Genomic DNA, 24,272 nt, shown 5'->3' with positions numbered 1-24,272 from the left:
GGATCGGCGGCGCAGCTCAAACACAATTCGCCACGCTTTCCCCACATCTCTCGCTCACCGCAGCCTCATTCTATGTGACCTGAAGGACCTACGCGGGGAAATAACATCCCGCGAGGGGCTCGCCGTGGCCAAACAAGGACTGGATAAACAGCACCTCAAAGCCATGATCCCGAACCAAAGGTCAGCGTAGCAAAAGGCGGGTGCCCGGTTTTCGGACGTGCTCAAACAAAGCGATGGAGTTCCATCCCGATGCCATCGGGATGGAACAGGCTCTAGTTGTGAGCTTTCTGTAAGGTTGTCCAATGCGGTGGCCAAGCGCCACCAGAGTAAGCCGGCTCTCATGATGCCAACCTGTTGTCACGCAAAGAATGGTCGCCTGATGACCCATGGCCAGCATCTTGCCGATCGTTAGCGCTGACTTGCGGAACCGCTCCTGTGGTCGGGCAGCGGCAAGGATATGGATAGCCCCTACCTGAAGAACGCCGTCGCCTCGTCATCATCATCGTCCTCGAGCGGCGGTGACCACTCCACTTTGCAAAAATCGGCGGGCATGGCACCCACTGAGCCGAGGCAAAGCCGTAACAATTTCTTGCGACTGGTCCCGAGATCGCCGCGTGTCAAATCGCCCGGCCAGAAGGGAGGCAATCGAGAGAATGCCCCTGTGCGATCGGTTGAACCATGGCAAGGACCGCAAACTCCCACCAGGCCTCTTGCTCTGGATCTAACCAAATAGAGCGGATCCCCAATTGGTCGGCATATTCTGGTGGTTGATTGCTGCCCGTCCGGGAACGCTCAGGATGCTTAAGCGAATAGCCCGTCATGTTGGCTTTTTCTAAAGGTACGCGCGGTCTGGCCGTTGTGTGACCCCCATATTTTCAATTGGAAAAATGTGCACGATGGGCTCGGAGCGGTCTTTAAAAAGGCGTTGCGCTAGAGATGTGACCCGGCCCCCCGCGTCATGGCGGAACCGTCATTGACTGACCGCGTTGATTGTCTCCAGAGAAGGAGACCGATCGATGTTCAGGTTGCTGCTGTTAGGGCTAATCGGCTATCTCGTTTACCGCTACGGGCGCGAGATACTCGAGGAGACATCAGACGACGTGCCCGGCGCACCGAGGCGGCGCAGAGAGTCTTGATCGGCATTGTCATTCACCGGCTCGAGGTCTGGCCGCAGGGTGTAGAACTCGCGCCACAATAGGCGCTTACCGCGGAATGGTCGGTCGCTGTCGCTGGGTACGCTTCCTTCCAATGCAGAGAGCGAATGGCGTCTTTGTCATCATTTTCGCGAGGGAGATTGTCGTTCAACTCGTCGGGATATGGGCACCACCTCTCGATCCCTCCTCATCTTTGCCAGTCCAGAAATCGACTAAAACACGGCGAAATTCGATTTCACCCTCATCGTTCACGCCGAGTTGGCGAAGCATCTCGGCAAACTTGTCCCTCGCCATCCTGTGCCCGTATGTCTCTTTCTCGCCCTCACTGGCGTCATTCCATTTCAGCGTGACACATACGAGCCGCCCCTCGAAATTGATCTCTTCAATGTTAGCGTCGCGTCGCGCCTTTTCGGACTTTCAGTAGAGATGGCAGCGGACGCCGGTTGGCCTCATCGAACTTTTCGGCAGAAAGCCACATCTCGAGCGGCATGCGCTTCTGCCTGGCTTGGCGCTTGCTGCCCATGATGCTGCGCGGTGTGGTCGACGTCCGGATCGATGATGGCGGCAAAGGAAGTCTCGGCAGCCTTCTTGCTCCCAAGTTTTACGTATGCAGCCCAAACTTTTTGAACCCGCCGCAGCGGCGGCCGCAAGGCCAGCCCCAGGCGTGGCGGATACTTCGATAGTACCCTTACTTGTCCCCGCGTCTGTCCGCGGGTCAAGTAAGAGAGTCTTTGGCCCGGTATCGTGGGCCGGTTCGGCATCAACTGGCCCATTGGCGTGGGCCGCTGATGGCCCATTGGCGTGGGCCGGTGGCCCGGTATCGTGGGCCGGTGCGGAAAAGTCTTGGGTTGCCAATTCCAGAACGTTGATGACGGGAACATAGCGGCTGACGCCTTTGCCCTTCCCCGCCCTTGGAAGGTGCGTACAACCCAACCCGTGTCCATAAGGGCATGATCGCGCGCTGCACGGCATTGCGCGACGGCACAACGGCACCGGTGGGCGCGCGTTGCTTCAGGCGGTCGATATCTGCTCATCCCCGATTTCCACAGGTTGGGACCGTAGCATATCAGTTCCAACGCTTATATTCCCTAGTGGGAACCATAGGAGTCTCTGTTGGAGCAGAAACGCACGATCGCCCCCTTTATTGGTGGCATGTATGGCAGCCTTGTTGCCCTCGCGTTGGCGTTCGGTTTCCGCTTCCTGATGATTCCCGATCCCGATCCGACCTCGCAAGCAACTATAGTCCTTTCAGGACTGGCCTTTTCGATCTGTTTCAGCCTGACCTTCCTGCGCGAGCATCGACGCCAAATCGCCGCCGCGAGAGAATTTCTAAGCCGGCCAAGATCGTATCAGGACTAATCTTTGCGTTCTGCAACGCAAAACCCCGAACCTCTCCAGATAGCGTCCGGGGCACAGGGCGATGCTGGCCGGCCGGCATCTCCTGCTCGCCGGCCATTCTAATGCCATTCGATTAAAATGCCCCTGTGTATATTAGCAATCGCTCAATTTGGCGCGTCAACAATGTCAGGGCGGCGGGTTAAAACCAAATGGGTGATGTCATGCGAAGCGACTTCGCCGCTGCGCGCGAGCTCTTGGAGTGTGCCCAAAACCGGCTCTGCGGCATGGACGAAACGAGCCAGCGCGTCAGCGAGGCGCTGGATTCCCTGATCGAGGAAATAGCCATCGCGGAATTCCGCAAGGCGCCATTGACCGTCGTGCCGTTTCCCCGTGCGCGGCCACCCAAGCATGCCCGGTAGAATTGCCGATCGTGCTAAATGTTGATGGGAAGTCAGCGCCTGAGTGGCAGGCGCCTTATCGCCTCTATGACACACTCGCGACTTGACCAGATGCGACCGTCTTGGTGAACGTGTTCCTCACCCAGACTGACTTGTAGACGCGACCCAAATCCCGGTCAGTACAAAAGAGACTATGGGCGCTGCTAGTGCACCGCCCGCGAGCATTTGGCTCATCGGGACGCCAAGAACCGCCGAAGTCCACACCGTATCCAGAATAAACACGATTGGTATTGCAAACCACTGGTGTAGGAATAGCTGCTTGAAGCGGTATCTGCGCCGCAGCATTGCAACGAACACAACCACCTGGAGCACTAGAAAGGCCAGCAAGAGGGCAACTTCGCCGTAGACCGCCAGGCTGCCATTTGGCAGCGCCATGAGTTGTTGGTAGCCGTCACTCGACGAACCCAATGCGACGAGTGCGCCCAGCGTGGATAAAGCCTGAAGGATCGCAAGCAGCATTAGCCAGCCTCCAAACCCCACAAGGCCCGCTGGATTCTGTGAGGGTTTGGCCGCAGACAGAACAGCGACAAAGACAGGCACGCCAATCAGCAGAAACAGTATTGCCCAGTGCCAGATCGAAACACCCATTTACCCCTCCCCCTTTTCACAATCTTAGGGTGTATCGTCTTTTTTGAACAGCTCAAGAGGGCGACTCTATGAACCGGTGCCTTTGGCCAGAAATCCGTTCTTCCTGACCGGTCCTGAGACGGTTACCCGCCTCAAACCGCAATCGCCGCCACCAATATCCGGTTCTGCCTTCGTATTGCCGCGCGCAATTCGGCGATCCTCGCCTCATCACGCTTCACGAACTCGATGAACATCATGTTCATGTTGTTAAACACCAGCTCGCCCAAGGCCTGCCCGTCGATATCGCGGCGCACCAGGCCGAGCGCCTGTAGCCTCGCGATCAGCGCGCGGATCTGCTCGGTCAGTGCCCGGTCAAGCGCAGTATAAGCCTGGCCGAACGGGCTGTCGGGCAGTTGCGTCGAGATCGCCATCGCCTGCCGCCACATCTCCTTGCTGAGATAATGCAGCGAATGCTCGATATAGATGCCGAGCAGCGTGTCGAGCGCATCGCCGACATTGGCCGGTGGGTTGGCGACGACGCCTTGCCCGGCATTGAGCACCTCGTTGACCTCCATCGAAACGATGGCGCCGAGGATGTCGCCCTTGTTCTGGTAATAGTTGTAGATCGTGCCGACCGAGACCTCGGCCTGCGCGGCGATGGTCTCGATCTTGGCGCCTTCGTAGCCGGCATCGCGGAAAAGCTCCGCGGCCGCCTCGATGATGCGGCGGTGCCGATCCGCCTTTTGCCTTGCCCGCAATCCGCTCATATCGGCTATTTGCCATAAAAACAGAATTGACTCAATTTTAGAATTGGTTCAATTTTTTGCCAGAAGCCAAAAAGGCAAGGGAGAACACTCGATGTCCATCAATCTGAAGCCTACGAATCCAACTACCAAGAGCCCGCTTTCCGTCCTAAAGAGCCGTTTTCACGCCGCGTGTGCTGCGACAGCACTGCTGCTGGCGACGGGCAGCCTCGCCCAGGCAGCCGATCTCAATGCCCTGATCTGGTGCGATCACGCCGATCCGGCACTGCTGCAGCCCTTCGAGGAGGCCAACGGTGTCAAGGTCAATGTCAAGGAGTTCGAAGGCACCGGCGCCGGCTTGGCGATCGTCGAACAGTCGCAGCCCGGCGACTGGGATGTGATGGTGATCGACAGCATCGACGTACCGCGCGGCGTCGAAAAAAGCCTGTTCGAGCCGTTGCCGGAAGACAAACTGCCGCTGGCCGACCTCTTTCCCCAGGTGAAGATGGACAGCTCCACCGTGGTCGACGGCAAGCGCTACGCCATCACCGAAAAATTCGGCTACAACACGATCGGCTACAACAAGACCAAGGTCGATCCGGCCGACATGCAGTCGATGGCCGCGCTGACCAGCGATAAGTACAAGGGCAAGATCGCCATCTACGACTACTATCTGCCGGTCATTGGCATGGCCGCACTGGCAATCGGCAAGAAGACCGCCGAGCTGACCGAAGCCGACCTTCCCGCCATCAAGGAAGAGCTGCTGAAGATGAAGGCCAACGCCAAGCTGGTCGGCGAGGTGACTGCCAGCCAGACCGCGCTGGCAACCGGCGAGGTCGACATTCTGGTCGGCGGCGGCGAATGGGTGACGGCCGGGCTGGCCAAGGAGAACCCTGCCCTCGATTTCTCAATCCCGAAAGAAGGTGCTGTGCTGTGGTCGCAGTCGCTGGCGATGTTCAAGGATTCCAAAAACAAGGATATGGCGCTGAAATTCATCCAGTACATCATGAGCCCTGAAGGCCAGGCGCGGCTCTCCACCTCGGCCTGCTATTGGGGCATGCCGGCGAATACCAAGGCGGCTCTGACCGATGAGCAGAAGAAGATCCTGCGCTTCGACGAGCAGCCGGATTTCCTGGCCCGGGCCCAGCCCTATCCGGCGCCGAATGCCGATCTCGACAAGAAGATGCAGGACGTCTGGACCGAAATGCTGCAGGCGCAATGACCGGTCGCCGGTCATGAACTCTGCCACGAACAGTGGACGTGCCCTGCCCTGGGCGCTGGTCACGCCGGCGCTCGGCTGGACGCTGCTGTTCTTCGTGCTGCCTTTCCTGGCCATGGCGCTTTCCAGCCTGACGGCGCATGATGGCGGCGGCTTCACCCTGTCAAACTACAGCCAGTTCTTCAACAATCCGGCCTATTGGCAGGCGATGGTGAACTCGCTGCAGGTCACCGCCATCGTCACCCTGATCTCGGTGCTGCTCGCCTACCCCTTCGCCTGGATCCTGGCCGAACAGGTGCCGGCGCGCTGGCAGCGGCTGGCGCTGATGCTGGCGGTGCTGCCGTTCTGGACTTCCTATGTCGTGCGCTCCTACTCCTGGCTGCTGGTGCTGGCGCAGAACGGCGTGATCAACCGCGCGCTGACCGGCTCAGGCCTGTTTGCGGAACCGGTGCAACTGGCCAACACACGGCTGGCCACGATCATCGGCTTCGTCCATTTCTTCGTCATGCTTTTGACGCTGACGATCTTCGCCAATCTGAAGCAGCTCAGTCCCAGCTACCGCAAAGCTGCCGCCGATCTCGGCGCCGGGCCGGTGCGAGCGTTCCTGCATGTCATCCTGCCGCTGACGTTGCCCGGCATCATGGTCGGCGCTTTTCTCACCTTCGTGCTGTGCATCGGCGACTACATCACACCGCAGATCCTCGGCGGCAACAACGAGCTTTTGATGCCGCAGCTGGTGATGATGCAGATCGGCCGGCGCGGCGACTTTCCGCTCGCCTCGGCGCTGTCGATCATTCTGATGGCCGTGGTTACCATTGCCTATCTCGCCTGCGCCCGCTGGCTGAAGATCGAGCGGGCCTGACCATGCGCTCATCCACTGTGGCCAAAGCCATTCGCATCCTGTCCGGCCTCTACGCCATAGCCATCTATGGCTTCATTTTCCTGCCGGTGGTCGTGCTGGTGCTGTTTTCGCTGCAGGCGACGTCGTTTCCGATCCCGCCCTTCACCGGGCCGTCGCTGCGCTGGTACGACGCCGTGCTCGCCGACACCCGGCTGACTTCGGCGCTGGTCAACTCGCTTCTAGTCGCAGCCATCTCCTCAGCTGTCGCCGTCACGCTGGGTTTCCTCTCCGCCTGGGGTTTTGCACGCTTCGTCCTGCCCGGCTCAGGCCTGCTGCGCGGGCTGATCACGCTGCCGCTGACGGTGAGCTATCTCATCATCGGCATGGGACTGCTGGTGCTGTTCAACTGGGCCGGCGTGCCAAAATCGCTGCTTGCCGCCGGCACCGGCCATGTCGTGATCAACCTGCCGCTGTGCTTTGCCATCATCTACAGCCAGATGGGCGACCACCAGATCAATATCGAGCGCGCCGCGCGCGACCTCGGCGCGCCCGAGTGGAAGGTGCTGCTGCTGATCACAGTGCCGGTGATGGCGCCGGCGATCTTCGCCGGTTTCTTCCTGTCGATGACCTTCTCCTGGGACGAGTTCGTGATTTCCTTCCTGCTGACGCGTTTCGACACGACGCTGCCGGTCGAGATCTGGAACCTGCTGCGCTCAGGCCTCAATCCCAAGACCAACGCCGTCGGCTCGCTGGTCTTCGCCGTCTCCATCGTGCTGGTGGTAATGTTCGAACTGATGCTGTTGCGGAGAAAGCCGGCATGACCGCGCCGCTGGTCGATATATGCTCTATCTCGCATCGCTTCGGTCAGCAGACCGTGCTGAAGAACGTGTCGCTGCAAATCGAGCCGGGCAGCTACACGATCCTGCTCGGGCCGTCGGGCTCGGGCAAGACGACGCTGCTGTCCATTCTCGGCGGCTTCGTCACGCCGAGCGAAGGCAAAGTGCTGATTCGCGGCGAGGACTGCACCGCCGTGCCACCTGCCAAACGCCCGACGACCACGGTGTTCCAGGACTATGCGCTGTTTCCGCATATGAGCGTCGGCGGCAATGTCGGCTTCGGCCTGCGCATGCAAGGCATCGATGCCGCGACGCGGAACGCGCGGGCGCGCGAGGCACTGGCCCTGGTCGGGCTGGCCACCGCTTTCGACAAGAAGCCGCACCAGCTTTCCGGCGGCCAGCGGCAGCGCGTCGCATTGGCCCGCGCCCTGGTGGTCGAGCCGGCCGTGCTGCTGCTCGATGAGCCGCTCGGCGCGCTCGACCTCAAATTGCGCCGGCAGATGCAGGACGAGCTAAAAGCGATCCAGAAGCGGGTCGGCACCGCCTTCATCCATGTCACCCACGACCAGGAAGAGGCAATGGCACTGGCCGACCATTGCGTGGTGATGAATGATGGGCGCATCGAGGACGAAGGGCCGCCAGAGCGCGTCTATGCCCGGCCGGCGACGCGCTTTTCCGCGACCTTCATGGGCGAAAGCACGCTGATATCCGGAGCGGTGACGGCGGCTAAGGACGGAACAATCACTGTCGCTACGCAGGTCGGACCGCTTTCGCTGACCGGCGCATTGCCGGCCGGGACGACTGTCGCCCTCGCCGTCCGTCCGGAACACCTTGTTCTCGGCGCGGCCGGCGGCGCTGTAGGGCTCGGCACGGCCAAGGTGAGCGACGTTGTGTTTCAAGGCAGCTTCAAGCGCGTGCTCGCCGTTTCTGCGCAGGACCCGGCGCTGCACTTCATCGCCAAGGTTGCCGCCGCTGCGGCCGTCCAGCCAGGCGACATCGTTGCGGTTTCGTGCGACGCTGGCGACATCATCCTTCTGGCGAGTTGAGCCATGGGCGCGCTTCCGGTCATCGACGCTCCGAATTGGTATGAAACCATCCGCATGGGCGATGGCGTGACGCTGATCCACGAGCCGTGGATCAAGCCGTTCTTCCGCTGCAACATCTGGCATGTGCGCGGTCGCGACCGCGATCTCCTGTTCGACACCGGCCTCGGCCATTTCAGCCTGCGGCGTCACGTGCCGCTGATGACGGAGCGAAGGATCATTTGCGTTGCCAGCCACACGCATTTCGACCATATCGGCTGCCATCACGAATTTCCGGACCGCTGCGTGCATCGGGCCGAGGCAGAAATCCTCGCCGATCCGCGCAATGAATGGACGGTTGCCGACCGCTACGCTACCGACGCAATGTTCGATGGAATGCCGCTAGGCTGGGACGCGGCGCGCTACCGGATCCTGCCGGCGCCGGCCGATCGCTTGCTCGGGCAAGGCGATGTCGTCGATCTCGGCGACCGTGCCTTCGAGGTAATCCACACCCCGGGTCATTCGCCCGGCGGCATCGCGCTCTACGAGAGGAAGACAGGCATCCTGCTTTCCGGCGACATCGTCTATGACGGCCCTCTGATCGACGATGTCTATCATTCCGCCGTCGACGACTATATCGAAACGCTGCTACGGATGCGCGAGCTCGATGTCGCGGTCGTGCATGGCGGTCACTTCCCGAGCTTCGGCAAGGTACGCTACCACCAGCTTATCGACGAGTATCTCGCACAAAAGCGGCAGGCCGGCTGTCATCTGCTGCAGGCGCGATAAGCACCGGTGTATCGCATAGCGAGAAGTGCTTGGGCGAAGTTCACAACGCCCTTTGCGGACACGGCGTGCCGGCGGCATCGCCGCAACGTGAAGCCGTGGGTTGGGGTCTCAAACTCGTCTCTTCCGACTGGCGCACCAGTTGGGCAAAGGCAAGAGCAAAACTTCCCAGCATCAGGACGATGATAATCAGGCGTGTTACGGGCAATAGATCGGTCCGACTGGCTGGCCCCCACGCCGCCCATCCACTGCCGGCTAACATGATCGATCGGGCTTTACGAGAGTTTAATCCCCGTCTTAACCATCACATTCGCTTGTCACCCGATACGATGCGCGAGCGCCTGACCAGCGCTCTTCCCGGCGCTGTGTCTGGGGCAGCCCATGCCTCCCTTTGCAGATTTGCCGTCCCATGCTAACCCGGCGCTGGCGCGGCCCAAGCAACCGGTCGCCACCAACCGGTCGCCATCCACATCGCCAATGGGGAGCCATGAGCAAAGCCGCCAGCCGTTTCGCCTTCGTCTCGTCCGACACCGCCGACGCCAAGGCGGCGCTGGAGAGCCTTTCGGAGCGCTATGGCCAGACGTCCATCGAGGATGCAGAGATCGTCGTCGCCCTCGGCGGTGACGGATTCCTGTTGCAGACCTTGCGCGACACGATGAGCACGGGAAAAAAAGTCTACGGCATGAACCGTGGCACCATTGGCTTTCTGATGAACGAGTATCGTGCCAGCGGTTTGACGGGGCGCATCGCGGCGGCCGTTGCCGAAACGATCCGTCCGCTGGAGATGCAGGCGGTGACGGCAGAGGGCGAAACGATTTCAGCGCTGGCGATCAATGAGGTTGCGCTGTGGCGCCAGTCCTACCAGACGGCCAAGATCCGGATCACAGTCGACGGGCAAGTGCGGCTCGAGGAATTGAACTGCGATGGCGTGATGATCGCGACGCCGGCCGGCTCGACCGCCTACAATCTGTCCGCGCACGGGCCGATCCTGCCGCTCGACGCGCCGCTGCTGGCGCTGACCCCGGTCAGTCCGTTTCGCCCGCGCCGCTGGCGCGGCGCGCTGCTTTCCAACAAGGCGACGGTTCGTTTCGACATTCTGGAGGCGGAAAAGCGGCCGGTGAACGCCGCCGCCGACCACACCGAAGTGAAGGCCGTAACCTCGGTGACGGTGCGAGAATCGCCAACGGTGACGGCGACGCTGCTGTTCGATCCGAGCCACTCGTGGAACGAGCGTATTCTTGCCGAACAGTTCCGTTACTGAGCCGGTACAGCGACGGGCAGCTCGATTAAGAACCGCGATTAAGGTTACGACTTCACAATCACACCATTCCCCGCCCGTTTCTGTTGACAAATCGTGGGCTTGCGCCTACCTGCAATACCAATCTTGCAGGCGCGCGGCGCTTGCCGCGACTGCTTATGTTGCGCCCCCGAACCAGCCAAAGACAGCCAAACTTGTCCTCAGACGCCCAGATCGCTCAAGAAGCGTTGACCTTCACAGACCTCGGCCTGTCGCCGAAGGTCCTTTCCGCAGTCACCGATGCCGGTTACACCGAACCGACGCCGATCCAGGCCGGCGCCATACCGCACGCCTTGCTCGGCAAGGACATTTTGGGCATCGCCCAGACCGGCACCGGCAAGACGGCCTCGTTCGTGCTGCCGATGCTGACCCGGCTTGAAAAGGGCCGGGCCCGCGCCCGCATGCCGCGCACGCTGATCCTCGAGCCGACACGCGAGCTTGCCGCGCAGGTCGAAGAGAATTTCATCAGATACGGCAAGAACCACAAGCTCAACATCGCGCTGCTGATCGGCGGCGTGTCGTTCGACGAGCAGGACAAGAAGCTGGAGCGCGGCGCCGACGTGCTGATCGCGACGCCCGGCCGCCTGCTCGACCACCGCGAGCGCGGAAAGCTTCTGCTCAACGGCGTCGAGATCCTGGTCATCGATGAGGCCGATCGCATGCTCGATATGGGCTTCATTCCCGACATCGAGCGCATCTGCGAGATGATCCCGTTCACGAGGCAGACGCTGTTCTTCTCGGCGACGATGCCGCCTGAGATCACCAAGCTCACCGAGAAATTCCTGCACGCGCCGGTGCGCGTCGAGGTTTCGAAGGCCGCGTCCGCCGCCACAAACATTATCCAGCGGCTGGTGAAATCCGGCTCGAAACCCTGGGACAAGCGCGAGACGCTGCGCAATCTGATAAGGGCCGAGGATGCGGAGCTGAAGAACGCCATCATCTTCTGCAACCGCAAGATCGAGGTCTCGGAGCTTTTCCGCTCGCTGCTGAAATATGATTTCGACGCCGGCGCGCTGCATGGCGACATGGACCAGCGCGCGCGCATGCAGATGCTGGCCAATTTCCGTGACGGCAAACTGCGCTACCTCGTTGCGTCGGACGTTGCGGCGCGCGGCCTCGACATCCCCGATGTCAGCCACGTCTTCAATTACGACGTGCCGATCCATGCCGAGGACTATGTCCACCGCATCGGCCGCACCGGCCGCGCCGGACGCTCGGGCAAATCCTTCACCATCGCCACCAAGTCCGACACCAAATACATCGACGCGATCGAACGGCTGATCGGCAACAAGATAGAGTGGCATGACGGCGATCTCTCGACGGTCGTCGCCAGCGAGGGCGGAGAGGACGATGCTCCCCGCCGTGGCCGCGGCCCCCCGCGCCGCGCCGGCCGCAAGAACGATGACCGCAAGGACAGGGGCGAACGCAAGCCACGCGAACGCCACGCCAAGCAAAGCGAAGCTGCAGCACCGGCTGTGGCGCGCGAGGAACAGGCAGTGGCGGCCGAGACCGCGGTCGCCGATGCCGGTGAGCGACGCGCGCGCAAGGAAGCGATCCGCTCGGAAAATAGCGAGCGCCAAGCTTCGCCCGACCGCAAGGCTTCGCCCGATCGCAATCGCAACGAACAGCGTGCGCCGGAACGTGGCGACACCAGGCCGCAGCGCGACGGCAATCGCCCTGCCCGCCATCGCCACGAAGACAATGACGCGACCGTCGGATTCGGCGACGACATGCCCGCCTTCATGCGCATCGTCGCCAAGGTCTGATCAGATACCGGTCCGCCTTTAGATCCAGAATACCTAAACGGAAACGGCCCCTTGCGGGGCCGTCTTCATGTTCCATGCCGGGTTTGTATCTGAACATGATCTTTTCCGAAGCCGAAGGTCCGGGATCATGTTCCAACTCAGGTGAGCGGTGAAAGCTGGATCTCAACGCGGCGGTTCTGAGCACGGCCGGCGGCCGTCGCATTGGAAGCGATCGGACGCGTCTTGCCGAAGCCGGTGACGGCGAAGCGGCGGGAATCGACGCCCTGCCCGGACAGATAGTTGGCAACGGCCAGCGCGCGGCGCTGCGACAGGTCGAAATTGTGTTCGTCGCCACCGGTCGAGTCGGTGTGGCCGAACACGTCGACGGTGGTCTGCCGGAACTTGTTCAGCACAAGTGCGACCGAATTCAGCACTTGATAGAAGCCGGGCTTCACCGCGTCCTGGTCGACGTTGAAGGTGATGTCGGACGGCATGTTGAGGATGATCTGGTCGCCGGTGCGGGTGACGCTGACGCCGGAGCCCTGAAGCTGCCGGCGCAGTTCGGCCTCGTTCTGGTCCATCGTGGCGCCGATGGCGCCGCCAGCGAGCGCGCCGACGCCAGCGCCGATCAGCGCATTACGGCGATCGTTGCCGCCGGCAAGCAGGCCGAGCCCCGCACCCGCCAGCGCGCCGATGCCGGCGCCGGCCGCAGTGTTGGAAACTTTCTGCTCTCCGGTATACGGATCGGTTGTGGTGCAGGCACTCACGAGCACAGCCGTCGCCACGGCGACGAGCACAGTCTTTTTCATCGGGTAGTCCCTCTCCAAGCGTCGCGCCGACGGCGCGCCATATCAGCCCTTCCGGGCTCGTTGTAACATGAAATGCGGCGAAAAGCGGAACGGGAAAAGCGGCTGCCTATGGCTTTTCCCGGTCAATTCCACGGCCTCGGTACTGAGCAATTCTGATCGGCTACCAGAGATTATCGGTTACCAGAGATTCTTCCCGTCGATGATTACGACCTCGACCTGATCGAGGTCGAAATTGTCGAACAGGCGCGAATTCACGCTGATCTTCGGATTGTCGAAATCCGGCTTGCCGGTCGACCAGTCCGGCGTCTCGGTGAAGGTGCCGCAGCCGCAGGTGGCGCAGAAACCGTGTTTGATCGTTTTCGACCCCCATCGGTAGAACGAGACGTTCTTGAGCGGGCTGGTGAGCTTGAATTGCGACGGCGTGTAGTAGGCCCACAACGAGCCGCGCTTCGAGCAGAAGGAGCAGGTGCATTGCGTTACGGTTTGCGGCGCTTCCGAAACTTCGAACGTCGTCGCCCTGCAGTGGCAGCTTGCCTTTATGGTCATGAACGCCTCCCTCACGATTGCCTGCCGCCCGCACGGCAAGACAAACATAGAGAGACGTTCCCGACAACTCCTGTCAGCAGGTGCCTGCGTCGGAGGCGTGGCGCGCTTCAATCTTTTTGATGCCTGTCGTTATCCCAAAACCGCTGCGCATCCCGGGTCAGACCATGGCTCAGGCCCTTGGCCAAGCTTTTGGGCGACAAGCATTAAAACGAAGACGGTGGCACGAACAGGCAGATGGTCTTTCCGTCGTTGGCGCCGGCGACCGAGCACCAGTGATATTCGCCATCGGGCGAATTCTTGATCCGTGCATCGCTGTAGGCCACGACCTCACCTGTCCCCTTGATGACATAGCCCTCCGGACGCTCGCTGATCGACGTCTGCGAGACCGCGCGGCAATCATAGCCAGAACAACAGGAGAAAGGGTAACTCCAGCCTTGCGGCTTCGCTGCAGTCGGCGTGGCGTCGTGCGCCAAAGCCGGCGCTGCAGATGCAATGATGGCGGCCGTCAGAGCCACCACCGCAATGATTGAATTCAGGAGGCGGCGCGCCGTCTGGACGGCTGAGGCCGATCGAGCGTTGAGAGCGGGCATGGGCGCAGTTCCTATCACCGAGTTATTAAGCGTTTCGCTTGCCCGTTCCCAGAACGTGTCTTCCCAGTGGCCGGATCGTCAGGTCGCAGATACGCCGCGTCCGGCCATAAATGCTTTTTCCCCCTAGCCTTACATGCTGGGCTGATTCCTTTGTTGGCGCAAGAAATTGCTGTGCAAACCGAGCGCCGACATCTGCAGCCGGAACCAGCCTGCCGGGGTTGACGAGAGTGACTTCATCAACCCCGGCAGATGGGATCGCAGATAACGAGATTCAGCTCGCAGTGGTTCCGGGCTAGGCGCCGGCAGGCTTGCAACATCTAGCCCGAAGGAAGAAGTCGTTGTGGAAAATTGGATGAAAAAACAAAGCCGTAAAGCGACCGCTCAATTAGAATGAGAGCCTGTTACTCTAGCGTGATGTTCCTGCTGCTTGGGGCGTAGGAGCTTCAGTCGATATCGGCCACCACTTCGCCGGCGCCGCCCTCGATGCGCTGCGACAGCGACGCCTCCATGAAATCGTCGAGGTCGCCGTCCAGCACGCTCGACGGGCTTGTGCTCTCGACGCCTGTGCGAAGATCCTTCACCAGTTGATAGGGCTGCAGAACGTAGGAGCGGATCTGGTGGCCCCAGCCAATATCGCTCTTCGACGCTTCGGTGGCGTTCGCCACCGCCTCGCGCTTCTTCAGCTCTTCCTCGTAGAGCCGCGAGCGCAGCATCTCCCAGGCCTTCGCCTTGTTCTTGTGCTGGGAGCGTTCGGCCTGGCAGGCGACCGCGATGCCGGTGGCGAGATGGGTGATGCGAACCGCCGAATCGGTGGTGTTGACGTGCTGACCGCCCGATCCGGACGAACGATAGGTGTCGATGCGGACATCCGATTCGGAAACGTCGATCTCGATCGTATCGTCGATTACGGGATAGACCCACACACTGGCAAAGGACGTGTGGCGGCGCGCATTGCTGTCGTAGGGCGAAATACGCACGAGACGGTGAACGCCGGATTCCGTCTTCAGCCAACCATAGGCATTGTGGCCCTTGATCAGCAGTGTGGCGGACTTGATGCCGGCCTCTTCGCCGTCATGCACTTCGAGCACCTCGACCTTGAAGCGCCGCCGCTCGGCCCAACGCGTGTACATGCGCAGAAGCATCGAGGCCCAGTCCTGGCTTTCGGTGCCGCCGGCGCCGGCATGGACTTCGAGATAACTGTCGTTGGCATCCGCCTCGCCCGAAAGCAGCGTCTCGATCTGGCGGGCCTTTGCTTCGCCGCGCATCGAGCGGATCGCCGCTTCCGCCTCGGCGACAACGCTCTCGTCGCCCTCTTCCTCGCCAAGCTCGATCAGGCCGATATTGTCCTCCAGCGCCTGGGTGAGGCCTTTGACCGCGGCGATGCCTTCCTCGAGGCCCTGGCGCTCACGCATCAGCTTCTGTGCCTCCAGCGGTTCGTTCCAGAGACTGGAATCCTCGGCACGTACATTCAGGTATTCAAGCCGCTTTAAGGCTTGATCCCAGTCAAAGATGCCTCCTCAGCAGGGTTATCGCCTGCCTGATTTCGTCGACAATGTTCTGCGTTTCCGAGCGCATGGCTAGTCGTTTTGTCCTGTGCTGAAATGGGGCGCTGTTGCTTAACAGAGCTGGGTTGGCGCGATACATAGGGACGGCACCGCCACCTGTAAAGCGAAATGGGCCGGCTTGAAAGCCGGCCCAGAACACCATGTCCTATGTCAATATAACCCGCCGCCGCCGGACTGGATGGCTTGGTTGGCCTGTGGCGACAGCGCGCCGCCGGAGGCGTTGGAGCCGTCCGCACCCATGCCGATCACCCAATAGCTGTCGGCGGGGCCGGTGCCCGGCTTGAAAGCTTCGATAAAGGCGCCAGGGTCGCCTGGGTTGGCAGCCATGCCGGTCTTGCGATTGATGGCGATCAGCTTCATGCCTTCGGGAACCTGGAAATCGACATTGGGCGTGCCGTCCAGCGCCACGCGCATGAAGTCCTTGAAGATCGGCGCGGCGAGGCCGCCGCCGGTCGCGCCCTTGCCAAGACCTTTCGGCTGATCGTAGCCCATATAGAGGCCGACAACGAGATTGGGCGTATAGCCGATGAACCAGGTATCCTTCTCGTCGTTTGTCGTTCCGGTCTTGCCGGCGATGTGACGGCCGAGTTCGGCGACCGTGGCGCCGGTACCGCGCTCGACGACGCCCTCCATCATCGAGGTGATCTGATAGGCCGTCATCGGATCGAGCACCTGCTCGGAATTGTCGATCAGTTCCGGCTCAGGCTGGTTCTGCCATTCGGCGGCGTTGCAATTTTCGCAGCCGCGTTCGTCTTGCCTGTACACCGTCTTGCCGTAACGATCCTGGATGCGGTCGATCAGCGTCGGCTTGATCGACTTGCCACCGTTGGCCATGATCGAATAAGCCGACACCATGCGCATCACGGTGGTCTCGCCCGAACCCAGCGCCATCGGCAGATATGGCGCCAGACGGTCATAGACGCCGAAGCGCTCGGCATATTCGGCGACCAGCTTCATGCCCATGTCGTTGGCCAGCCGCACAGTCATCAGATTGCGCGACCTCTCGATGCCGGACCGCAAGGTCGCCGGGCCAGCTGTCCTTCCATCGTAGTTCTTCGGCGTCCAGGTCGTGTTGCCGCTCTTGATGGTGATCGGGCCGTCCATGATCACCGAAGCCGGCGTATAGCCATTGTCGAGGGCGGCCGAATAGACGATCGGCTTGAACGACGAACCCGGCTGCCGCATGGCCTGCGTGGCACGGTTGAATTCGGATTGCGAGTAGGAGAACCCGCCGACCATGGCCAGAACACGGCCGGTATGCGGATCCATGGCGATCATGCCACCTTCCACTTCGGGGGCCTGGCGCAGGATATAGGCCCCGTCCGTACCCTCTTTCTTCTGCACGAAGATAACGTCGCCCGGCTTCAGCACGTCCGCCGGCGATTTGGCCTTGACGGTCTTGCCGTCGACCACATGGCGCATGGCGAAGCTCATGTCGTCGCGGCTGACGGTGCCTTCGATGCGATCCTTGACGAGTTCGCCCGAGATCTGCCGGGTCGGCCGAAGGCCGATGGACAGGCCGCTCTCCGAGCTGTCGAGCACGACGGCGAGCGACCATTCGGGCACGTCGTCCAGTCCCTTGACTTCGCTCAAAGGCACGCCCCAGTCGCCGGATACGCTGATGGTCTTCACCGGCCCGCGATAGCCGCGCAGCGTATCGAACTTCATCAGGCCGTTCTGCATGGCTTTACGGGCGATGAGCTGCATCTTGGGATCGAGCGTCGTACGGACGGACAGGCCGCCCTCGTAGAGCGCATTCTCGCCGTAGCGCGCGCTGATCTGGCGACGCACTTCCTCGGTGAAGTATTCGCCGGCGAACAGATAGGTGCCGGAGCGGCGTGGCTTGACGCCGAGCGGCTCGGCCTTGGCCTTGGCGCCTTCCTCCTGCGTGACGTAGCCGTTGTCGACCATCTGGTCGATGACCCAGTTGCGGCGCTCGATGGCGCGATCGGCATATTTGAAGGGGTGATAGTTGGAGGGACCCTTCGGCAAAGCCGCCAGATAGGCCGCCTCCGCCACGGTGAGTTCATTCACCGCCTTGTCGAAATAAGTGAGCGCTGCGCCGGCGACGCCATAAGCGCCGAGCCCGAAGAAAATCTCGTTAAGGTAGAGCTCGAGAATACGATCCTTCGAATAGGCCTGCTCTATGCGGAAGGCGAGGATCATCTCCTTGATCTTGCGCTCGTAGGTCTGGTCCGAGGACAACAGGAAGTTTTTCGCCACCTGCTGGGTGATCGTCGAGGCGCCGACCTGGCGCTTGCCCGAGCCGAAATTCTGCAGATTGACCATGACTGCGCGGCCAAGACCGGTCACGTCGATGCCGGGGTGATTGTAGAAATTCTTGTCCTCGGCAGACAGGAAGGCCGCCTTGACACGATCCGGCACCGCCTGGATCGGCAAATACAGGCGCCGCTCGCGCGCATATTCGGCCATCAGCGCACCGTCGGATGCATGGATGCGGGTCGTCACTGGCGGTTCATACTTGGCCAGCACCTCGTAGTCGGGCAGATCCTTCGACAAATGGCTGATATAGATCGCCACGCCCGCCGCGACCAAAAGGGCCAGCGCCGTGCCGATGCCGAAGAAATAGCCAATGAGACGAATCATGCCCGCTCCAGTCCTTGGTTCGGGAATTTCCTAACGAAGCCGCCTTTCGCGCAAGCTTTCGAGACGATCCCGACCGGTAATCGAAAACCCATGTCGCCACCATGTGGGCAAAATGCGGCAGCCTGGAATTTCGGCTTCGAATGGCCAAATATAAGTGCAAAGTGTTGTCGTCGTGCAACGCTGCCTCTGGTTGTGGCGAGGGCCGGCGTCTCAGCCTCCGGTTCCGGCTCCAGCCTTGGTTGAAGCGAACAGAGCGATCGCATTGGTTATGCTCTGGGCCGCCTTGCCGCGCCAATCGGCGCTGAGCAGTTGCGCCTCGTCCTTGGCGTTCGACAGATAGCCGAGTTCGACCAGCACGGAGGGGACATCCGGCGCCTTCAACACTTTGAAGCTGGCCGAACGCTGTGGATTGTTGATGAGGCCGACACTGGTGGAAAGCTGGCCGACCAAAGTCTGGGCGAAACTCATCGAGAAACTATGCGTCTCGCGCCGAATCAGGTCGATCAGGATGTCGGTCACTTCCTTGTTGTCGTCCTTGATTTCCATGCCGGCAAATTGGTCGGAAAGGTTTTCACGGTCGGCGAGCGCCTGCGCTTCCGGGTCGGAAGCCTTGTCGGAGACCGTGTAGACGGTTGCGCCGCGAAGGCCCTTGACCCTGATCGTGTCGGCGTGGATCGAAATGAGCAGATCGGCCTCGTGCTGGCGGGCTATGCGCACGCGGTCGTCCAGCCGCAGGAATTGATCTGTCTCGCGCGTCATAAACACGTCGTATTTGCCGACTGCGGCAAGTCTTTCCCGCAATTCGGTGGCGAAGGCGAGCGTGACGTTCTTCTCGACCGTGCCGTTCAGGCCCTCGGCGCCGCCGTCGATGCCGCCATGGCCTGGATCGATGACGACGGTGAAGCGATGGCCTGGGTTGGAGACCGGGCCGGTGCCGACCCTGCCACCCTTGTCGGAGGAGACCGTCGAGCCGGTGGTCAGCGCCTGATTGGCAAGAGCGGCGTCGAACTCCCGCACGGACGCCGCCGACATGTCGATAGCGATGCGGTAGCCGCTGCTGTCATCGTTCTTGAGCACGTCGAGCCTGTCGACGGCGAACGGGCCCTTGCCGGTGAGAATCAGCCGCGACATCCCCTCGCCGAGATCGCCGTAGCGCACGCTCCTGACCAGGCCGCGCGCCTTCACATCCTTGGCATTGATGGCGAATTTCGTGCTTGGCAGGTCGACGACCAGACGGTGGGGGCCGCGCAGCAGAAACCATTTGACGTCGGGTTCGCGATCGAAATTCATGACGATGCGCATCTTGGTGGCGTCACCCGCCATTTTGTAGCTCGTCACCGCGAGCGGTGCGTCGGCAGCAAAGGAAACCGGCGAAAAGGCCAGGCAAGCGACAACCACCAACAGCAGACAAGCAGCGCGGAAGTAGGCAGCGTAGAAGAAAGTGCCTCCGGCGCGACCACTCCAGTGCGTGAAGACTGCCAGTCCCATCTCTTTCCAGTCGCTCCGGTTTGGCGCCAGGCGCCCAATCTTGTTTGTCGGAGTGTCGGCGTCTTGTCGAATGCCGGTTAGGCCGCGAACTCAATTAACGATTGGTATCCAGAGAAGGTTAACCAAGCCTTTTCATGCAAAGGTTAAGCTGTGCTTCCGTTGCGGAACTGCTTTTTGCCGGCATCGGAAATCGGGGTTGCCTTCCAACCCGCCAAATCATAAAAGCGATGGTGGATCACTGCAATCCTGGAACCGTCCTTCTCCGCAGCTTCCTACTACAGCTCAGATGAACGACGACTCCTTTCGCTTCAGACGAAAAAGGTATCAGGTGATCGCGACGAATTTCGCAGGTGCGAGCCCGTGGCGGGGAAGCGCCTGCGTGAGGAAAACGGCCGGGATTGTCCCGCGCCGGCTCTGTATGAGCAAACAAGCTGGTCCGGTTTTCCCGGGCTTTGGTTCAAAAAGGTTCTGCTGGTTACGATGGCTTCAAGCGCAATCATGGAAAGGTCCGCAGCAAACCGCGCCATTATGGCTGCGGGCGGCACCGCCATGGCGCTCAGGCAGCGGCCGGCGGACATTCAATTGCCCGGCACCCATGTTCATCCACACTCACAGCGGCGGGCGTTGCCCCGCAAGCTGCGGCTGACGGCTGCCGGGGGGAAACGAAATAATGCCCAACAAGATGCTGATAGACGCCTCCCACCCGGAGGAAACACGTGTTGTCGTCGTTCGCGGTAACCGTATTGAAGAATTCGACTTTGAATCCCAGGACAAGAAGCAGCTCAAAGGAAATATCTACCTCGCCCGCGTAACGCGCGTCGAACCCTCGCTTCAGGCAGCCTTTGTCGAATATGGCGGCAACCGTCACGGTTTCCTCGCCTTCAGTGAAATTCATCCCGACTACTACCAAATTCCGGTCGCCGACCGTCAGGCGCTGCTGCGCGCAGAAGCGCAGGAGGCTGAAGACGAGGACGATGAGGATGGCGAAGGCGACGACCGCCAGAGCCGCGATCGCGGCCGGCGTGGACGCCGGCGCGGCGGCAAGAGCCGCGATCGGGGCGAGCACAAGCGTGATGCAGGTGCGGCCGATTCTGACGATTCTGTCGAGTCCAATGACAGCGGTTCCAATGAGGGCGGCGAACACGGCGAGGATACGGTCGCGGATAACGCCGATGCCGTTTCGGAAAATGTCGACACGCCGTCCGATACTTCGGAACATGGCGAGGATGTCGCCGGTCATACTGAGGCGAGTCATAATGAGACGAGCCATAACGAGACTGGGCCTTCCGAAGGCGGTCCAAATTCCCTCGCCGCCAGCATCGAAGCGGATGTGATTTCCGAAGCCGTGCCGCAGGCGGAGACGGCCGGCGAAGCCACGTCCACCGACAATGATCGCGGCATGCTGGAAGAGGTGCAGTCCTCGCATCCGGAGGACCATGAGGTCGAATCGGTCGGCGCCGAGGATGCGCTGGAAGAAGCGCGCAACCGCCGCAAGCCGGTGCGCCGCCAGTACAAGATCCAGGAGGTGATCAAGCGCCGCCAGATCCTCCTGGTGCAGGTCGTAAAAGAAGAGCGCGGCAACAAGGGCGCAGCGCTCACCACCTACCTGTCGCTTGCCGGCCGCTATTCGGTGCTGATGCCGAACACGGCGCGCGGCGGCGGCATCTCGCGCAAGATCACCAACGCACAGGACCGCAAGCGGCTGAAGGAGGTCGTCGCCGATCTCGAAGTGCCGCAGGGCATGGGCGTCATCCTGCGCACAGCCGGCGAAAGCCGTACCAAAGCCGAGATCAAGCGCGACTACGAATATCTGATGCGGCTTTGGGAAAACGTCCGCAATCTGACGCTGCAGTCCACGGCCCCTGCCCTGGTCTACGAAGAAGGCAGCCTGATCAAGCGCTCGGTGCGCGACCTCTACAACAAGGACATCGACGAGATCCTAGTCTCCGGCGAAGAGGGCTATCGCGAGGCCAAGGACTTCATGCGCATGCTGATGCCGAGCCACGCCAAGGTCGTGCAGCCGTTCCGCGACACGACGCCGATCTTCGTGCGCAATGGCATCGAGGCGCAGCTCGACCGCATGCTGCAGCCGCAGGTGACGCTGAAGAGCGGCGGCTACATCATCATCAACCAGACCGAGGCGCTGGTCGCCATCGACGTCAATTCGGGCCGCTCCACCAAGGAGCACTCGATCGAGGACACAGCGCTTCACACCAATCTGGAAGCGGCCGAGGAAGTCGCACGGCAGTTGAGGCTGCGCGATCTCGCCGGCCTGATCGTCATCGACTTCATCGACATGGAGGAGAACCGCAACAACCGCTCCGTCGAGAAGCGGCTGAAGGATCACCTCAAGAACGATCGCGCCCGCATCCAGGTCGGCCGCATCTCGCATTTCGGCCTGATGGAGATGTCGCGCCAGCGCATCCGTGCCAGCGTGCTGGAATCGACGATGAAGCCTTGCCCGCATTGCGGCGGTACCGGCCATGTGCGGTCCGATTCGTCTGTCGCGCTGATGGTTGTACGGGCGATCGAGGAATTCCTCCTCAAGGATTCGCGCAGCCACATCACGGTGCGGACGCCGGCGGCGACCGCGCTCTATGTGCTCAACCACAAGCGCGGCACGCTGGTGGAACTCGAAAGCCGCTTCGGCCTGACCATCACCGTCGAAGCCGACGACACGGTCGGCGCCCAGCACTATGCGATCTTCCGCGGCGCGCTGGCTGAAAAGCCTGAAGGCTTCGTCGAGGTGCGCACGTTGCCCGCCTATGTCGAGCCGGAAGAGCCCGCCGACGAAACCGTGATTGAGGAGGAGGAAGACGAGGCCGTTGCACCGGCGGAGCAACCGCGCCAAGCTCAGCAGCCGCAGCAGCCAAGGCCAAGCGAGGATGGCGAAGGCCGCGACCGCAAGCGCCGCAAGCGCCGCAGACGGCGCGGCGGCAAGGATCGCGACCGCGAGCATGGCGCCCCCGTGGAAGGCGCGTCCCTCTCGGCCACAGCCGATGGCGTCTCCGAAGCCTCAAGCGATGAAGGCGCTGAAGCAGACCTCGAGGACCAGGTCGGCGTCACCGAGGCGGTGGAAGCGTCGGATGACAGTCAAGAGCCTGATGAACGTCGGGGGTCGGATGAAGGTCAGGGCAAGAAGCGCCGGCGCGGCAAGCGCGGCGGCAAGCGCAATCGCCGTGAAGACGGCGAAGGCGAGGTCGATGCAGGCACTGCAGAATCGGCTGACGGCCCCGAAGGCGAAGTCTTGGAGGGCGTAACCGTCTCCAGCGAGCCGGTAGCAGCAATGCCGGTCGAAGAGCCTGTGGACCTTGCTCCGGCCAATGACGACATGCCGAGCGCCGAAAAGCCGAAGAAGCCGCGCCGCGCCGCCAAGCCGAAGAAGGCTGCGGCGGACGTCGTCGTCGAGACGCCGGTAGCCGAGCCGGAAACCTCTGCCGAGGCTCCCGCACCTGTTCCGGAGGAAACAGCCGTGGCGACCGTCGACGAAAAACCGACGGTCCGCCCATCGCGACGCAAGCCTGTACCGGTAGATGCGCCGGTTGAGCCGATCGTGTCTTCGACCGTTGCCGAAGAGGAAAAGACCGAGGAAAAGCCGAAGCGTGCCGGCTGGTGGCAGCGGAAAGGCTTCTTCTAAGCTTTTCGGTGGTTTAGCCTGATCTTTTGACCAAATAATCCCGCGCTGTCTTGTCGACAGTGCGGGATTTTTCTTATCTGAAGCGCCACAAGCTTTATGGCGCGAAGACCGACCAGTTCATCATCTTCGCCAGCCTTTCCAGCGCAATCGACCCCAGCCTGGAATTGCCGTTGGCGTTGAGGCCGGGCGACCATACGGCGAGCGAGGCCACGCCCGGCACGATCGCCAGAATGCCACCGCCGACGCCGCTCTTGCCGGGGATGCCGACGCGAAAGGCGAAATCGCCGGAGCCGTCATAATGACCGCAGGTCAGCATCATCGCGCCGATGCGGCGGGCGCGCTCAGCTGACACCACGGAATGGCCGGTCGCCGGGTTCTTGCCGCCGTTGGCGAGGAAGCGACCTGCCAACGCCAGCTGCCGGCAGCTCATCGCGATGGCGCAATGGTGGAAATAGACGCCCAGCGCCAGATCCGGCGCGTGGTTGAGATTGCCGAAGGATTTCATGTAGTTGGCAAGCGCCAAATTCCGAAAACCGGTAGCGCGTTCCGAAGCCGCGACCTCGCGGTCGATGATGATGGTCTCGTCGTCGGCCAGGAACTGGATGAAGCGCAGGATCTCGCCGATCGCCTCGCGCGGCTGATGGCCGGCGAGCAGAATGTCGGAAATGACGATGGCGCCGGCATTGATGAATGGATTGCGCGGAATGCCGTTCTCATGCTCGAGCTGGACGATCGAGTTGAACGGGTTGCCCGAAGGCTCGCGCCCGACACGCTGCCACAGCGCGTCGCCGACATTGCCGAGCGCCAATGTCAGCGTGAACACCTTCGAAATGCTCTGGATCGAAAACGGCTCATCGGCGTCGCCCGCCATCAGCACGCGACCGTCATTGGTCACGGCGGCAATGCCGAACTTCTTCGGATCGACTTTGCCGAGTTGCGGAATATAGGTCGCGACTTCGCCGCGATCCGTGCGCTCCGCCATTTCGGCGGCAATTTCAGTCAAAGCCTGTTCGAGTTCCGACAT

Annotated in this window: 19 protein-coding genes; 10 read left to right on the top strand and 9 right to left on the bottom strand. The window is 61.4% G+C overall.

All coding sequences use genetic code 11. From position 1 onward, the window contains the following. Nucleotides 1-2,267 precede the first annotated feature (2,267 nt). The gene (locus ACWUKX_RS09135; protein ID WP_127210427.1) at nucleotides 2,268-2,513 is read left to right on the top strand and encodes a hypothetical protein; all 246 of its coding nucleotides are present in this window, start codon (nucleotides 2,268-2,270) and stop codon (nucleotides 2,511-2,513) included. Between the two features lie 200 nt (nucleotides 2,514-2,713). Continuing rightward, entirely contained in the window at nucleotides 2,714-2,911 is a 198-nt protein-coding gene (locus tag ACWUKX_RS09130; protein WP_065008304.1) for a hypothetical protein, read from the top strand. Between the two features lie 117 nt (nucleotides 2,912-3,028). Here ACWUKX_RS09130 and ACWUKX_RS09125 read toward each other — a convergent pair whose 3' ends face one another. Both ACWUKX_RS09125 and ACWUKX_RS09120 read right to left on the bottom strand, forming a co-directional pair. Beyond that, nucleotides 3,029-3,538, bottom strand: a complete 510-nt coding sequence (locus ACWUKX_RS09125; RefSeq protein ID WP_456005910.1) for a DUF2569 family protein — start codon at nucleotides 3,536-3,538, stop codon at nucleotides 3,029-3,031. Between the two features lie 131 nt (nucleotides 3,539-3,669). Then, nucleotides 3,670-4,284, bottom strand: coding sequence for a TetR/AcrR family transcriptional regulator (locus tag ACWUKX_RS09120; RefSeq protein WP_095521567.1), 615 nt, complete (start codon nucleotides 4,282-4,284; stop codon nucleotides 3,670-3,672). 91 nt (nucleotides 4,285-4,375) lie between these two features. Between ACWUKX_RS09120 and ACWUKX_RS09115 the strand changes: the two genes are divergently transcribed. The 7 genes from ACWUKX_RS09115 (at nucleotide 4,376) to ACWUKX_RS09085 (ending at nucleotide 12,027) form a co-directional block, all read left to right on the top strand. After that, complete coding sequence (locus ACWUKX_RS09115; protein WP_456005907.1) at nucleotides 4,376-5,482, top strand: polyamine ABC transporter substrate-binding protein; 1,107 nt, start codon at nucleotides 4,376-4,378, stop codon at nucleotides 5,480-5,482. Between the two features lie 13 nt (nucleotides 5,483-5,495). Then, on the top strand, nucleotides 5,496-6,341 hold the full coding sequence (locus ACWUKX_RS09110) for an ABC transporter permease (protein ID WP_456005904.1): 846 nt from the start codon (nucleotides 5,496-5,498) through the stop codon (nucleotides 6,339-6,341). A 2-nt stretch (nucleotides 6,342-6,343) separates the two neighbouring features. Beyond that, a complete protein-coding gene (locus tag ACWUKX_RS09105; RefSeq protein ID WP_065008221.1) occupies nucleotides 6,344-7,141 on the top strand; it encodes an ABC transporter permease in 798 nt (265 codons plus the stop codon). Beyond that, nucleotides 7,138-8,202 carry an ABC transporter ATP-binding protein gene (locus ACWUKX_RS09100; RefSeq protein ID WP_456005901.1) on the top strand — a complete coding sequence of 355 codons (1,065 nt, stop codon included), beginning with the start codon at nucleotides 7,138-7,140 and terminating at the stop codon, nucleotides 8,200-8,202. Before ACWUKX_RS09105 ends, ACWUKX_RS09100 begins: the two co-directional genes overlap by 4 nt. Nucleotides 8,203-8,205: 3 nt before the next feature. Beyond that, nucleotides 8,206-8,967 (top strand): MBL fold metallo-hydrolase, encoded by a 762-nt coding sequence (locus tag ACWUKX_RS09095; RefSeq protein WP_456005899.1) that lies wholly within the window; start codon nucleotides 8,206-8,208, stop codon nucleotides 8,965-8,967. A gap of 484 nt (nucleotides 8,968-9,451) precedes the next feature. Further along, on the top strand, nucleotides 9,452-10,225 hold the full coding sequence (locus ACWUKX_RS09090; RefSeq protein WP_065008218.1) for an NAD kinase: 774 nt from the start codon (nucleotides 9,452-9,454) through the stop codon (nucleotides 10,223-10,225). 191 nt (nucleotides 10,226-10,416) lie between these two features. Next, nucleotides 10,417-12,027, top strand: a complete 1,611-nt coding sequence (locus ACWUKX_RS09085; RefSeq protein WP_456005897.1) for a DEAD/DEAH box helicase — start codon at nucleotides 10,417-10,419, stop codon at nucleotides 12,025-12,027. Between the two features lie 137 nt (nucleotides 12,028-12,164). Here ACWUKX_RS09085 and ACWUKX_RS09080 read toward each other — a convergent pair whose 3' ends face one another. From ACWUKX_RS09080 to ACWUKX_RS09055, 6 genes are all read right to left on the bottom strand, one after another. Further along, nucleotides 12,165-12,815: an OmpA family protein gene (locus tag ACWUKX_RS09080; protein ID WP_065008303.1), complete on the bottom strand. Its 651-nt coding sequence runs from the start codon at nucleotides 12,813-12,815 to the stop codon at nucleotides 12,165-12,167. Nucleotides 12,816-12,992: 177 nt separating this feature from the next. Then, on the bottom strand, nucleotides 12,993-13,361 hold the full coding sequence (locus ACWUKX_RS09075) for a GFA family protein (protein WP_029353832.1): 369 nt from the start codon (nucleotides 13,359-13,361) through the stop codon (nucleotides 12,993-12,995). 203 nt (nucleotides 13,362-13,564) lie between these two features. Further along, nucleotides 13,565-13,951, bottom strand: a complete 387-nt coding sequence (locus ACWUKX_RS09070) for a hypothetical protein (RefSeq protein ID WP_456005895.1) — start codon at nucleotides 13,949-13,951, stop codon at nucleotides 13,565-13,567. A gap of 443 nt (nucleotides 13,952-14,394) precedes the next feature. After that, nucleotides 14,395-15,526, bottom strand: a protein-coding gene (gene prfB / locus ACWUKX_RS09065) for a peptide chain release factor 2 (protein ID WP_127211857.1) whose coding sequence is annotated in 2 segments (ribosomal slippage) — nucleotides 14,395-15,459 and nucleotides 15,461-15,526 — 1,131 coding nt in all. Because the reading frame shifts where the segments join, the coding sequence is not laid out codon by codon here. A gap of 140 nt (nucleotides 15,527-15,666) precedes the next feature. Beyond that, nucleotides 15,667-18,123, bottom strand: a complete 2,457-nt coding sequence (locus tag ACWUKX_RS09060) for a penicillin-binding protein 1A (protein ID WP_065008214.1) — start codon at nucleotides 18,121-18,123, stop codon at nucleotides 15,667-15,669. A 210-nt stretch (nucleotides 18,124-18,333) separates the two neighbouring features. Next, on the bottom strand, nucleotides 18,334-19,611 hold the full coding sequence (locus ACWUKX_RS09055) for an N-acetylmuramoyl-L-alanine amidase (protein WP_456005892.1): 1,278 nt from the start codon (nucleotides 19,609-19,611) through the stop codon (nucleotides 18,334-18,336). 670 nt (nucleotides 19,612-20,281) lie between these two features. On the opposite strand from ACWUKX_RS09055, the gene ACWUKX_RS09050 reads away from it, so the two are divergent. Beyond that, complete coding sequence (locus ACWUKX_RS09050; RefSeq protein WP_456005890.1) at nucleotides 20,282-23,248, top strand: Rne/Rng family ribonuclease; 2,967 nt, start codon at nucleotides 20,282-20,284, stop codon at nucleotides 23,246-23,248. 94 nt (nucleotides 23,249-23,342) lie between these two features. Here ACWUKX_RS09050 and ACWUKX_RS09045 read toward each other — a convergent pair whose 3' ends face one another. Further along, complete coding sequence (locus tag ACWUKX_RS09045; protein ID WP_456005887.1) at nucleotides 23,343-24,272, bottom strand: glutaminase; 930 nt, start codon at nucleotides 24,270-24,272, stop codon at nucleotides 23,343-23,345.

The sequence above is a fragment of the Mesorhizobium sp. f-mel genome, assembly GCF_053850215.1.
The sequence above is the reverse complement of the archived record's forward strand: the minus strand, read 5'-3'. Positions and strand labels throughout refer to the sequence as shown.

Bases quoted from the DNA above. Each gene is read 5' to 3' on its own strand.
- ACWUKX_RS09130 (WP_065008304.1), top strand. From the start codon at position 2,714: ATGCGAAGCGACTTCGCCGCTGCGCGCGAGCTCTTGGAGTGTGCCCAA.
- ACWUKX_RS09125 (WP_456005910.1), bottom strand. From the start codon at position 3,538: ATGGGTGTTTCGATCTGGCACTGGGCAATACTGTTTCTGCTGATTGGC.
- ACWUKX_RS09120 (WP_095521567.1), bottom strand. From the start codon at position 4,284: ATGAGCGGATTGCGGGCAAGGCAAAAGGCGGATCGGCACCGCCGCATC.
- ACWUKX_RS09115 (WP_456005907.1), top strand. From the start codon at position 4,376: ATGTCCATCAATCTGAAGCCTACGAATCCAACTACCAAGAGCCCGCTT.
- ACWUKX_RS09110 (WP_456005904.1), top strand. From the start codon at position 5,496: ATGAACTCTGCCACGAACAGTGGACGTGCCCTGCCCTGGGCGCTGGTC.
- ACWUKX_RS09105 (WP_065008221.1), top strand. From the start codon at position 6,344: ATGCGCTCATCCACTGTGGCCAAAGCCATTCGCATCCTGTCCGGCCTC.
- ACWUKX_RS09100 (WP_456005901.1), top strand. From the start codon at position 7,138: ATGACCGCGCCGCTGGTCGATATATGCTCTATCTCGCATCGCTTCGGT.
- ACWUKX_RS09095 (WP_456005899.1), top strand. From the start codon at position 8,206: ATGGGCGCGCTTCCGGTCATCGACGCTCCGAATTGGTATGAAACCATC.
- ACWUKX_RS09090 (WP_065008218.1), top strand. From the start codon at position 9,452: ATGAGCAAAGCCGCCAGCCGTTTCGCCTTCGTCTCGTCCGACACCGCC.
- ACWUKX_RS09080 (WP_065008303.1), bottom strand. From the start codon at position 12,815: ATGAAAAAGACTGTGCTCGTCGCCGTGGCGACGGCTGTGCTCGTGAGT.
- ACWUKX_RS09075 (WP_029353832.1), bottom strand. From the start codon at position 13,361: ATGACCATAAAGGCAAGCTGCCACTGCAGGGCGACGACGTTCGAAGTT.
- ACWUKX_RS09070 (WP_456005895.1), bottom strand. From the start codon at position 13,951: ATGCCCGCTCTCAACGCTCGATCGGCCTCAGCCGTCCAGACGGCGCGC.
- ACWUKX_RS09060 (WP_065008214.1), bottom strand. From the start codon at position 18,123: ATGATTCGTCTCATTGGCTATTTCTTCGGCATCGGCACGGCGCTGGCC.
- ACWUKX_RS09055 (WP_456005892.1), bottom strand. From the start codon at position 19,611: ATGGGACTGGCAGTCTTCACGCACTGGAGTGGTCGCGCCGGAGGCACT.
- ACWUKX_RS09050 (WP_456005890.1), top strand. From the start codon at position 20,282: ATGCCCAACAAGATGCTGATAGACGCCTCCCACCCGGAGGAAACACGT.
- ACWUKX_RS09045 (WP_456005887.1), bottom strand. From the start codon at position 24,272: ATGTCGGAACTCGAACAGGCTTTGACTGAAATTGCCGCCGAAATGGCG.